Origin of the sequence: Nesterenkonia sp. HG001, assembly GCF_034438835.1 — a bacterium.
Classification (GTDB): Bacteria; Actinomycetota; Actinomycetes; order Actinomycetales; family Micrococcaceae; genus Nesterenkonia; species Nesterenkonia xinjiangensis.
On record NZ_JAOSZD010000006.1, the window covers coordinates 80,709 to 92,646 of the forward strand.

Annotated in this window: 12 protein-coding genes; 3 read left to right on the plus strand and 9 right to left on the minus strand. The window is 68.4% G+C overall.

Annotation, left to right across the window (positions count from 1 at the left end):
* Nucleotides 1-79 precede the first annotated feature (79 nt).
* Together ODE13_RS11505 and ODE13_RS11510 are read right to left on the minus strand one after the other, a co-directional pair.
* Complete coding sequence (locus ODE13_RS11505) at nt 80-853, minus strand: TetR/AcrR family transcriptional regulator (RefSeq protein WP_322479402.1); 774 nt, start codon at nt 851-853, stop codon at nt 80-82.
* 28 nt (nt 854-881) lie between these two features.
* Complete coding sequence (locus tag ODE13_RS11510) at nt 882-1,298, minus strand: hypothetical protein (protein ID WP_322479403.1); 417 nt, start codon at nt 1,296-1,298, stop codon at nt 882-884.
* 270 nt (nt 1,299-1,568) lie between these two features.
* Between ODE13_RS11510 and ODE13_RS16940 the strand changes: the two genes are divergently transcribed.
* From ODE13_RS16940 to ODE13_RS11520, 3 genes are all read left to right on the plus strand, one after another.
* On the plus strand, nt 1,569-1,874 hold the full coding sequence (locus ODE13_RS16940) for an alpha/beta hydrolase (RefSeq protein ID WP_416210674.1): 306 nt from the start codon (nt 1,569-1,571) through the stop codon (nt 1,872-1,874).
* Nucleotides 1,874-2,071, plus strand: coding sequence for a hypothetical protein (locus ODE13_RS11515; RefSeq protein ID WP_322479404.1), 198 nt, complete (start codon nt 1,874-1,876; stop codon nt 2,069-2,071). The genes ODE13_RS16940 and ODE13_RS11515 overlap by 1 nt, the downstream gene beginning before the upstream one ends.
* 200 nt (nt 2,072-2,271) lie before the next feature.
* Nucleotides 2,272-2,736, plus strand: a complete 465-nt coding sequence (locus ODE13_RS11520; protein ID WP_322479405.1) for a DUF3817 domain-containing protein — start codon at nt 2,272-2,274, stop codon at nt 2,734-2,736.
* 142 nt (nt 2,737-2,878) lie between these two features.
* On the opposite strand, the gene ODE13_RS11525 is transcribed toward ODE13_RS11520, so the two are convergent.
* The 7 genes from ODE13_RS11525 to ODE13_RS11555 form a co-directional block, all read right to left on the minus strand.
* A complete protein-coding gene (locus ODE13_RS11525) occupies nt 2,879-5,392 on the minus strand; it encodes an ATP-dependent Clp protease ATP-binding subunit (protein ID WP_179541583.1) in 2,514 nt (837 codons plus the stop codon).
* Between the two features lie 147 nt (nt 5,393-5,539).
* On the minus strand, nt 5,540-6,706 hold the full coding sequence (locus tag ODE13_RS11530) for a Gfo/Idh/MocA family oxidoreductase (protein ID WP_322479406.1): 1,167 nt from the start codon (nt 6,704-6,706) through the stop codon (nt 5,540-5,542).
* The gene (locus ODE13_RS11535; RefSeq protein ID WP_322479407.1) at nt 6,703-7,584 is read right to left on the minus strand and encodes a ThuA domain-containing protein; all 882 of its coding nucleotides are present in this window, start codon (nt 7,582-7,584) and stop codon (nt 6,703-6,705) included. The genes ODE13_RS11530 and ODE13_RS11535 overlap by 4 nt, the downstream gene beginning before the upstream one ends.
* A 53-nt stretch (nt 7,585-7,637) precedes the next feature.
* The gene (locus ODE13_RS11540) at nt 7,638-8,450 is read right to left on the minus strand and encodes a carbohydrate ABC transporter permease (protein WP_322479408.1); all 813 of its coding nucleotides are present in this window, start codon (nt 8,448-8,450) and stop codon (nt 7,638-7,640) included.
* A gap of 7 nt (nt 8,451-8,457) precedes the next feature.
* On the minus strand, nt 8,458-9,456 hold the full coding sequence (locus ODE13_RS11545) for a sugar ABC transporter permease (protein ID WP_322479409.1): 999 nt from the start codon (nt 9,454-9,456) through the stop codon (nt 8,458-8,460).
* Nucleotides 9,453-10,739, minus strand: coding sequence for a sugar ABC transporter substrate-binding protein (locus ODE13_RS11550; protein ID WP_322479410.1), 1,287 nt, complete (start codon nt 10,737-10,739; stop codon nt 9,453-9,455). The genes ODE13_RS11545 and ODE13_RS11550 overlap by 4 nt, the downstream gene beginning before the upstream one ends.
* A gap of 115 nt (nt 10,740-10,854) precedes the next feature.
* Nucleotides 10,855-11,862, minus strand: coding sequence for a LacI family DNA-binding transcriptional regulator (locus ODE13_RS11555; protein ID WP_322479411.1), 1,008 nt, complete (start codon nt 11,860-11,862; stop codon nt 10,855-10,857).
* Nucleotides 11,863-11,938 lie beyond the last annotated feature (76 nt).

The following is an 11,938-nucleotide window of genomic DNA, read 5'->3' on the forward strand; positions in this document are numbered from 1 at the left end:
GGGACCACGGTATCGCGGTCCGCTGACACCTCTCGTCCGGCTCAGTGGTGCGGCTGAGAGCACCGACGTGCTGACGTCCTCATGCGGTGTCGGCCAGGCGTGACACGCCTGCGATGATCCGGTCACGGCCGAATCGGTAGGCGTGCTCCGGGTCGAAGGCGCTCCCGCGCGCCGCGCCGGAAGCCGCACCTATCCGGGCCGCATGGGGGTACATGTCTGCGTCGAGGAAGCACTCCACCAGGGGTTCGACGCTTTCCCACCATTCGGCGTCGTTCCTGCCATCCTGCTCGTGGGCTCGGGAGGCCGCCGCTCGATCGCGGGCATTCGCCTGGACGAACGCGAGAAGGCAGGTCAGCGCGTCATCGATCTGCAGGTCGCCCAGCCCCGAGTCGGAGAACGCTGTGAGTTCGTGCTCGTACTTCGCCATCTGCCCCGGCCCGAGCGGCGGGCGTGCAGTGGACACACCCGCCACCCAAGGATGCCGGACCATCATCGACCGGTTCGCGTCTGCGACGTCGCGTAGGCGCTGCTGCCAGGAACTGCCGGAGGCATGCTCACGCGGCATCGCGGCATAGACCGCATCGAGCATCAGATCGATCAGGGCATCACGACTGGGGACGTAGTTGTAGAGGGTCATCGCTTTGACGCCCAGTTCCCCAGCAAGCGAGCGCATGGTCAACGCCGCGAGCCCGTCAGCGTCGGCCAGCACGACAGCCATGTCAACGATGCGGTCGACGGACAGCGCACGAGGGCGGCCCCGCCCGGTGTGGCGCGACGACTCGCCGACCTCGCCCCGCCACAGCAGCCGAAGTGTCGCCAGGGTCACGTCTGCCGAGGTGCGCTCACCGCTCATGGCTCACACCCTTCCATATCGAGCGGGTTCACCCCTCCATCTGCTCGGCCCAACCGCCCGCCACCATGGTCTGGAATCGCCACCCTTCCGCAGTCTTGATGAGCAGGTCGCCGTAACGCATGGTGTGTGCCTCACCTCCGGTGGTGAAGGTCGCGTCGGTCACCACGAAGCACAACGCCCCACTCAGAAAGATCGGTCGACGCACGGAGTCCATCTGCACGCCCCCGACCCCGGCGAGGACCTCGCGCATCTGAGCGATGAACCGGCCCCGGTCGCACTGCCCGACGACGCCGAAACCTTCCGCGTCGTCAGTCACCTCATTGATCGGAAAGGCGGCCTGATCCGCCATCGATTCGACGTCTGCCGCCGCGGCGAGCGCGTCATAGCGCTCGAACCATTCCATGACCTCCCGGGTCTCTCGTTCAAACTCTGTACTCTGCTCCACAATGCCCACCTTCCCTGTTTACGTACGTCGTACATAAATAGCAGATCGGAGTCTTCCCCGCCACCCCCTGTGACTGACCCGTCAGTCGACGTCATACAGGAGGAGGCTAGGCTCTGCCAGCAGGGCCCACCCCAACGAAACCTCGCCCCTGGAGCACGTCGGTGTCAGAACCTTGCTCTGAATCTCCCCCACGCCTCAGCCTCGCCGCCCGGCTCATGCCTCTGGTGATGCGCGCCCGGCGGGCCAACAGACACCACCGGACCCGCGAGCATGTACTCCGGCACCTGGCAGATCCACACCGTCACACCGAGGGGTGAACCTTGCGACACCGTGCTGTACCTGCATGGCGGCGGCTGGGTCCATGAGGCGGCTCCGGCACATTGGCGGTGGGTTCAGCGTCTTGCCGCAGAGGCCCAGATGCAGGTCGTCATGCCTGCCTACCCACTGGTGCAGGCGCGCCGCACAGCGGCCACGGTGGTGCCGCGCGTCGCGCAGCTCGCCGCAAGAACGGAACGGCCTCTGGTGCTCATGGGCCACTCTGCCGGGGGGGGTCCATCGCCCTGTCCGCCTCCCTGATGCTTGCCCGCCAGAAAGAGCCGGCGTCGCTGACCGTGCTGCTCTCCCCCGCTCTGGACCTGCGGTTCAGCAATCCGGAGATCGACGCTCGCCAACCTGAGGACCCGTGGCTGGTCAAGAAGGGTCAGCTCGAGCTCTCCGAACGGTGGATCGGGGGAGAACGGGGAGGACCCCCTCCTCAACCCCTTCCTCGGTGACCTGACAGGCATCGGTCCGCTGCTGGTGTTCAGCGGCACCCGAGACATCCTCAACCCTGACACCCGGTTGTTCGTCCAACGCGCACCGCCACCTGACCGTCACTCCCAGGTGAAACCCGTACCATGCTGGCGGGTGACCGCGGCCCAGCACCGGGGCCGCCGTCGTCCTGCCCCGTTCATCCCAGACCCACAGGAGAGGCGTGTTCCGCTCCCCCAAGATCTTCTTCCGCGTCCTGGCGATCGCCGAGGCGATCTCCTGGACCCTGCTCATCGGCGGCATGATCCTGCGCGCCACCCATGGCCTCGACGTCGCCGTGACCGTCGGCGGCGGCATCCACGGCTTCGTCTTCCTCGCCTACGCCGCCACCGCCGTGATCGTGGCCAAGAACCAGCGCTGGAGTGCCGGCCCTGCCGCCACCGCCATCATCAGCGCGATCATCCCCTATGCCACCGTCCCGGTGGACATCTGGCTCAAGCGCAGCGGCCGTCTGGACGGCCCGTGGCGCACCCGCGCCGGCGAGGACCCGCGCGACCACAGCTGGCATGACCGGCTGCTGCGGGTGCTGCTGAACCGGCCGGCCCTGGTCGGCGGCGCGCTGGCGGTCGGCGTCGTCGTGGTGTTCGTGGGACTGCTGGTGGCAGGGCCGCCCGTGCCGAAGGGCTGACGCCCGACGCCGGCGACCCGGCTGGACACGACGCAGAGAGTCCGGCACATCCGGCGCACAGACGAGAAGCGGGGGGCCGAGTTCCATCCCAGGAACTCGGCCCCCCGCTGTCGTTCAGCAGGACCGGATCAGACCAGCCGGTTCAGCTCTCGATCGCCGCCGGCTCCTCGGTGCCTTCGATCTGCGGCGCCGGGGCGGTCCAGTCGAAGGTGAGCTCGCGGTCCTCGCCCTCGCCCTTCAGACCGATGGTGATCGCCGCTCCATGCGGGATCTCCCCGTAGAGGATCTGCTCGGAGAGCTGGTCCTCGATCATGGACTGGATCGCACGGCGCAGCGGCCGGGCCCCCATGGACGGGTCGTAGCCCTTGTCGGCGAGGAACTCGCGGGCAGGCTGGGAGACCTCGAGGGTCATGGCCTGCTCCGCCAGGCGCTCCCGCAGACGGTCGACGAACAGGTCCACGATGCGCACGATCTCGGACTGCTCCAGCTGCGGGAACACGATGGTGTCGTCCACGCGGTTGAGGAACTCCGGCCGGAAGTGCTGACGCAGCTCCTGGTTGACCTTGCCCTTCATGCGCTCATAGTTCGTGGCGGTGTCCGTCGAGGACTGGAAGCCGGTCATCACGCTCTTGGAGATCTCGCTGGTGCCGAGGTTCGTGGTCATGATGATCACGGTGTTCTTGAAGTCCACCACGCGGCCCTGGGAGTCGGTCAGACGGCCGTCCTCGAGGATCTGCAGCAGCGAGTTGAACAGGTCCGCGTGGGCCTTCTCCACCTCGTCGAACAGCACCACGGAGAACGGACGACGCCGGACCTTCTCGGTCAGCTGGCCGCCCTCCTCGTAGCCCACGTACCCGGGAGGGGCGCCGAAGAGCCGGGAGACGGTGTGCTTCTCCGAGAACTCGGACATGTCCAGAGTGATGAGCGCGTCCTCGTCGCCGAAGAGGAACTCGGCCAGAGTCTTGGCCAGCTCGGTCTTGCCGACGCCGGTGGGGCCGGCGAAGATGAACGAGCCGGAGGGCCGGTTCGGGTCCTTCAGGCCGGCGCGGGTGCGGCGGATCGCCCGGGAGAGTGACCTGACGGCCTCGTCCTGGCCGATGACCCGCTTGTGCAGCTCCTCCTCCATGCGGCGGAGGCGGTCGGACTCCTGCTCGGTGAGCTTGAAGACGGGGATGCCGGTGGAGAACGCGAGGACCTCGGCGATCAGGTCGGCGTCGACCTCGGCGATCTCATCCATGGACCCGGACTTCCAGGCGCTCTCCTTCTCCTGACGCTCCTCCACGAGCTTCTGCTCGGTGTCGCGCAGGGAGGCGGCGCCCTCGAAGTCCTGGGCGTCGATGGCGGCCTCCTTCTCCCGCCGGACGTCCTCGATCCTGGCGTCGAACTCCTTGAGCTCCGGCGGCGCGGTCATCTTCTGGATGCGCAGTCGGGCGCCGGCCTCGTCGATCAGGTCGATCGCCTTGTCAGGCAGGAAACGGTCGTTGACGTACCGGTGAGCCAGTGACGCGGCCGCCTCGAGGGCCTCCTCGGTGATGGAGACCTTGTGGTGGGCCTCGTAGCGGTCCCGCAGGCCACGCAGGATCTGCACGGTGGTCTCCACCGAGGGCTCGTCCACCTGGATCGGCTGGAAGCGGCGCTCCAGGGCGGCGTCCTTCTCGATGTGCTTGCGGTACTCGTCCAGAGTGGTGGCGCCGATGGTCTGCAGCTCACCGCGGGCCAGCAGCGGCTTGAGGATGTTGGCGGCATCGATCGCGCCCTCAGCGGCGCCGGCGCCGACGAGCGTGTGGATCTCGTCGATGAACAGGATGATGTCCCCGCGGGTGCGGATCTCCTTGAGCACCTTCTTCAGGCGCTCCTCGAAGTCACCGCGGTAGCGGGAGCCGGCCACCAGGGAGCCGAGGTCCAGGGTGTAGAGCTGCTTGTCGCGGAGGAGCTCCGGCACGTCGTTGTTGACGATCGCCTGGGCCAGACCCTCGACGACGGCGGTCTTGCCGACGCCGGGCTCACCGATGAGCACCGGGTTGTTCTTGGTACGGCGGGAGAGCACCTGCATCACGCGCTGCCGCTCGTAGTCGCGGCCGACCACCGGGTCCAGCGCGGCTTCGCGCGCAGCGGCCGTGAGGTTGCGGCCGAACTGGTCCAGCACCACCGAGCCGGAGGGCTGACCTTCTGTGGCCCCCTGCCCGACACCGGCACCGGCTTTCTCCTGGCCGCCGCCCTGGTAGCCGGAGAGCAGCTGGATGACCTGCTGGCGCACCTTGTTGAGGTCGGCGTTGAGCTCCACGAGCACCTGGGCGGCGACGCCCTCGCCCTCGCGGATCAGCCCGAGCAGGATGTGCTCGGTGCCGATGTAGTTGTGGCCCAGCTGCAGGGCTTCGCGCAGCGAGAGCTCCAGGACCTTCTTGGCGCGCGGAGTGAAGGGGATGTGGCCGCTGGGCGCGTTCTGCCCCGGGCCGATCTTCTCCTGGACCTTCTCGCGGACTCCGCCCAGCGAGATGTCCAGAGACTCCAGGGCTTTGGCGGCGACGCCCTCACCCTCATGGATGAGGCCGAGCAGGATGTGCTCGGTTCCGATGTAGTTGTGGTTGAGCATGCGGGCCTCTTCCTGGGCCAGCACAACCACTCGCCGTGCGCGGTCGGTGAATCTCTCGAACATGGCCAATGACACTCCTCGCGTTGATGCTCACCTTCGATGCTACGGGGGTGAGCCCGCTTTGGGGCGCCTGTTCGCCACCGGGGAAAGTCCGGGGCCGACGGGCCGGGTTCGGGACACCCGACGACGACGCCACGCCCCGCCCCTGCCTCACACCCTCGCCCCGGCGGTGAGCGCCCCGCGCACCGAGGGCCAGGCGACGAGACGCTCGCGCACCTCGTCCCGGGATTCTCCGGCGAGCGCCTGCCGCCAGGCGTTCTCGAGGATCTCGTCGACCCTCACGCGCCCGCCACGGGACGCGGACTCCACGGCGGCCTCGACCATGGCCAAGCTCATGATGTTCTCGTGCACCTCCCCCATGGGCGTGACGACGCCGGCGCCCTCGCTCCGCCCCGGGGCGGCCCCGGCTCCCGCGGCCAGTGCGTCGAGGAACTCGGCCAACGCTCCGGCGATGCCCTCGCCCGGCACGGTGCCGCCCTCATCGAGGACCGTTGCCTCCAGGACCCCCTTCTCCGCGACCCCCGCGTCCGGGGCTTCGACCACCGGCTCGTGGTCGCCGTCCCAGGTGACGGTGCCGCGCTCGGCGGAGAGCCGCCAGCTCCCGTTCCAGGAGGTCTCCTGCCCGGGACTGCACCAGCTGCCGGTGTAGACGAACCGCGCGCCGCCGTCCATCTCGAAGATCGCCGTGGCCGCGGCGTCGCCGTCATACCAGGACCAGGGCGGGTTGAACTCCTCGCAGTACACAGACACCGGCTCTGCGCCGAGCAGGAATCGTGCGGTGTCAAAGGGATGGATGGCCATGTCCAGCAGCAGCGGATGCAGCATCCGCTCCCGGAAGCCGCCGAATCGCGGGGCCTTGAAGAACTCGGTCACCAGTGCGCCCGCGGCGCCCAACCCTTCAGCCTGCGCCCGCAGGCTGAACAGCTGGGGGTTGTAACGGCGCGACTGGCTGACCATGAACAGCTGCCCGGTCACCTCCGCCGCGGCGGCCAGCGACAGCGCCCGCGGGAGGGTGTCCGCCACGGGCTTCTCGCTGAGCACCGGCAGCCCGGCGAAGAGCGCCGAGGTGGTCACCGGGTGGTGCGCCCGCGGGACGGTCACGTTGACCACCGCCTGCGCCCCGGTCTCCTGTGCCAGTGCCACGGCGTCGGAACCGACCGGCACGTCCGTCCGCCCCGCCTCGGCCAGAGCGGCGCGCGCGGCGTCGAGATCGAGGTCGACGACGCCGGCCAGCTCGGCACGCGGCTCAGCCTCGATGGTCTGCAGCCAGGCACGGCCCATGCCGCCGGCGCCGACGAGGATCAGCGGGATGCTCATGCGTGCGCCTCCTCGGACGTCCCCTCAGACGACGCCGCGGACGGCGCCCGGGATTGCGCCGCGGATTCGGCGTCGGACTCCATCGGCCCCTGGTACCCGTGGCCGGTGTAGAAGTCCTCGGTCTCGTAGCGCAGCAGGGTCGGCGTGGTGCGCTCCGGACGGTGGGTGACGGCCCACTGCACCCCGTTGGAGATCACCCGGCGCACCCCTTCGTGGAAGTAGGTGGGGAAGTCCTGGTCGCCGGGGCGGAAGTAGAAGATCTTCCCGTAGCCGCGGCGGTAGGTCATCCCGGAGCGGAACACCTCCCCGCCGGAGAAGGTGGAGAGGAAGATCAGCTCGTCAGGGGCGGGGACGTCGAAGTGCTCGCCGTACATCTCGTCCTCGTCGATGATCATCGGGTGCGGGATGCCCTGGGCGATCGGATGGGTGGGGTCCACCGTCCAGATCAGCTCACGGTCGTGCTCGGTGCGCCAGCGCAGCGTACAGGTGGTGCCCATGAGCTTCATGAAGATCTTCGACCAGTGCCCGGAATGCAGCACGATCAGTCCCATGCCCTCCAGCACGTGCCGGTGGACCCGCTCGACGACGTCGTCGGCCACCTCCCCGTGGGCGGCGTGGCCCCACCAGACCAGCACGTCTGTGGAGGCCAGCACCTCCTCGGTGAGGCCGTGCTCGGGATCGTCGAGCGTGACGGTGCGGACCGCGGAGGCCTCGCCGAGGTTGTTCCGGATGCCCTCGGCGATCGCACCGTGCATGCCCTGCGGGTACCGTGCCGCGACCTCCGGCTCGGCCTGTTCGTGACGGTTCTCGCCCCAGACCGTCACCTGGACGGGCCGGGCGAAGGTCAGGGCGGGGGCGGGCTGATCAGCAGATGTCATGGATCCATCCTTCATGATGTGGGGATTCTTCTCAGGTCTCGTGGTCCGACGATTCACTTCACGGCTCCTCCCGTGGCCCCGGCGGCGACGTACTTCTGCGCCACGACCAGCAGGACCAGCGCGGGGAGCGAGGCCAGCACCGCCGTCGCCATCACGGAGCTCCAGTCGTTCACATAGGCGCCCAGGTAGTTGTAGATGCCGAGCGTGACGGGCCGGACCTCCTCCGTGGTGGTCAGCGTCAGGGCGAAGAGGAAGTCGCTCCAGGTGAACAGGAAGGTGAAGAGCCCGGCGGTGATGATCGCATTGCGGCTCACCGGAACCACCACGGAGAGGAAGGCGCGCACCGGCCCGGCGCCGTCCACATGGGCGGCCTCCACCAGCGCCGGCGGCAAGGAGCCCATCAGCGCCCGACAGATGAGGATCGCGAAGGGGATCCCTGAGGTGGAGTCGGCCAGGATGAGTCCTGGGATGGAATTGAGCAGTCCGATCTCCGCATACACGTTGTACAGGGCGTTGGCGATCACGATCCCGGGGATCATTTGACTGATCAGCACGGCGAAGAGCAGGTAGTCGGCCCAGCGCAGGCGGAACTGGACCAGGGCATAGGCCGCCGGCACCGCGATGACCAGGGAGAGCGCCACGCTCCCCAGCGCGACCATGAGGCTCGTCATCAGGTTGCCGCCCTGTTCGTCCAGGGCGGTCCGGTAGCCGGAGAGGTCGGGGTTCAACGGCAGCCAGGCGGTGTCCACGGTGGCCCCTCCCGGCTGCAGGGAGGCATTGACCATCCAGTAGATGGGGAACAGCAGGACGATGATGATCACCAGTCCCATGGCGGTGTTGAGCTTGGGGTGTCTGACCGTGTTCATGAGCACCTCACTCGTCGACGGGACGCCGGTTCAGGCGCAGGTAGATGACCGCGAACAGCAGGGAGATGAGGATCAAAATGTTGCTGACCGCCGCCCCCTGCCCGAAGTCGAACGTGGCGAAGGACAGCTGATACGCCTGCGTGGCCAGGGTCTGGGTGGCGTTGGCGGGTCCTCCCCCGGTCAGCCCGAGGATGATGTCGAGGACCTTCAGCGTGTAGACCACCCCCAGGACCAGCACCACCGAAACGACCGGGCGCAGCATGGGCCAGGTGATGTGACGGAAGGCCTGCCACCTGCTGGTGCCGTCGATGGACCCCGCCTCATAGAGCTCCTGCGGGATGGTCTGGAGGCCTCCGTGCAGGATGACGGCGTTGAACGGGATGCCGATCCAGATGTTCACCACGATCACGGTGAACAGCGCCAAATCGGTGCTGGAGAGCCAGGGGATCCCTGAGTCGATCAGCCCGGATCCCATCAGCACCCGGTTCAGCGCACCGGAGTCCGTGTCGAGCAGCCACTTCCACACGGCGCTGGCCACGATGAGCGGAATGAGCCAGGGCAGCAGGATCAACGACCTCAGTGCCCCCGAGAGCGGGAACCGACGGCGGAAGAACAGCGCCAGGCCGAGGCCCAAGACGAACTGTCCCAAGATCGAGCCGACGGTGAAGATCACGGTGTTCGCCAGCGCCGTGCGGAACAGCGGGCTGCCGAGCACCTCGGTGTAGTTGGTCCATCCGGCCCACGGCGCCTCATCCGTGAAGAAGGTGGTGATGGTGTAGTGCTGGAACCCCATGATGAGGTTCTGGATGACGGGGTAGCCGAAGAACAGGACCATGTAGATCACCGCCGGACCGAGGAACAGCGTGGTGACCAGACGCTGCCGCCATGCCCGGCCCCGTGCGGAGATCCGTGGCGGGCGGACCGCCGTGACCTGCGCTCCGCCACCCGTGGCACGGTCTGCCGGTGGCGTCGTCGTCCTGTGCGCGTGGACGTCTGTGGTGCTCATACGTATTCCTCCGCCTGGTCGAGGGCCTCGGCCGGCTCGGCTTGGCCGGAGAGGGCCAGCTGAAGCGCGGTGTACAGGGCGGTGGCCGTGGTGGGCCAGTTCTCCCCCAGCTGCGCGGTGCGCGCCCTCGCTTCGGGGATGAGGTCGACGAAGGTGTCCATGTCCGGACGGCGCTGAAGGTAGGCCTCCGTGAGAGCCGGTCGGCCGGGGACCGTGAACCGCTGCTCGGCCATGGAGAGGATGCTCTCGTCCGAGAGGAACTCGGTGAGCACGGCGGCTGCGAGCTCCTCCTTAGCGCTGTCGCCGGTCGCCGGCACGGTCCAGGCCTCGCCGCCCAGGGGTGCGACCGGCGCCTGCCCGGAGTCACGGACGGGGAGCATGACGATCTCGTACTCGAGATCCTCGATGCCGGAGAGTTCAGGAAGCTGCCAGGGGCCGTTGACCATCATGGCGGCACGTTCGGCGACGAACTGGTCCTTGACATCGGCCTGGCCCCAGTTCAGCACCGAGGACGACGCCGAACCGTCCTGGACGAAGCCGGACACCAGCCCCAGCGCCTCGGCGGCCTCCTCCGTGGCGATACTCCGCTCGTCGGCCCCGTTGGACCAGAAGAAGGGCAGGAACTGCCAGGTGCCCTCATAGGTGGCGTTGCCGCAGAAGGCGATGCCGAACCTGCCGTCCGCCGTGAGCTCGGCCGCGCAGCCCCGAAGCTCCTCCCAGGTGCGGGGGTAGTCCAGGCCGGCCTCCTGGAACATCGGGGTGTTGCAGAACAGGGCGATGGTGTTGACGGTGGGGACGACGCCGTAGACGTCTCCCTCATACGTCCCGGCCTGCAGGACGCCGTCGTGGTATCCCTCGGTGGGGATGCCCAGCTCGTCGAAGGAGCGCAGCGCGGTGGTCGCCGCGATCTGCTGGAGGTCAGGGTTGTCCAGCATCAGAATGTCCGGAAGCGTGCCCGAGGACCCCTGCTGCAGAACCCGCTGGATCAGCGACTGGCCCGAGACGGCGACCCGCTGGAGCTTGACCCCGACCCGGTCCGCCGCGTCCTCCAGAGCCCCTCCGATGATGCCGTAGTCCGGGTCGTTGGAGTAGGAGTCCATGACCCGCAGAGTGTCCGCCGGGACATGGCCGGAGTCGCCGCAGGAGGTCAGCAGGGCGGCCGCAGGGGCCAGCAGCCCGGCGGCGAGCACACTCCGCCGGCTCAGACCGCTCGTGCGAGAGTTCCCCGGCGAGGGTGCTCCGCGGTGGATGCCGCGCGGTGCGGCGGGAAGGTGTCGTGGCATGGGACATCACCTATCGATACGTATCGACAATGGGTGGACGGCGATCTGACGGATCATTCGGCTCCTTCTGCGACGAGATGTTCTGGTGTGGGGCGGCTGGACACCCCGGCGACTCTCAGCCCGCTCTGGTGGACGCGCGGCGGACCAACTCCGCGGGGACGACGTCGACCCCCTCCTCCGCCCGCCGCCCCTGCTCGATCAGCGAGAAGAGGTGGCCCGCCACCCTTCGGGACACATCACGCGGCTGCGTGGAGACCGCGGTCAGCGGCACGGACTGCTCCTCTGCCTCGGCCTCGGTGCAGAGCGCGACGACGTCCACGTCCCGGCCCGGGACCAGCCCGCGGGCCGCCAGCGCGCGCATGCCCGCCGGCAGCCCGCTGGTCATGATCACGCCGGTGCGGCCACCATCGGGGTGCAGCCCGGCGTCGATCGAGGAGGCGAAGCTGCCCTCCGCAGGGGCGGAATGCCAGTCCACCGGGAGGCCGCGGGCCTGAGCGGCGTTCCGCACACCTCGGGAGAACCGGACGATGTAGTTGTAGTCGCGCGCGACAGACTCGGCGCTCCAGCCGAGCACGCTGACCCGCGTGCTGCCCAGCCCTGCCAGCTCCTCCACGAGGAGCGCACCGGCGGACTCGAAGTCGAAGTCTGCGCACGCCAGGCCGCTGGGATCCTCCGGGACGCCGATGAACATGACCGGGAAGTCCAGGTGGCGTGCGGCCTCTGCCCGTTCATCATGGGCCGTCACCTGCATCACGACCGCCGCATCGCACAGGGATCGACCGGTGATCCGCCGAAGCCCTTCGATACCCTCCTCGGCCGTAACCAGGAGGACGTCGCAGTCGTGGCGGCGCGCCGCGAGCACGAACTCCTCGACGAAGGCCATGAGCTGTCCCGCGTCGTAGGCCGAAGCGAAGGGCATCACGATCGCGATGGTGTTCGTCCGGCTGCCGGCCAGCGCCCGAGCGCCGGCATGGGGCTGGTAGTTCAGCGTGGCCATCGCCTCCTCGACACGCCGCAGCGTCTCGGCTGAGATGGACCGCTTCCCCGACATCACATAGGAGACCGTGCTCTGCGAGACGCCCGCGAGCCGCGCGACGTCCTTGCTGGTCGGACCACGGCCCACGGCTCCACTCTCCCTTCCTGGCGGCTGACGGAGGGTCGATGCGTATCGACATCCGTGACAACAGCAGTGACTCTAG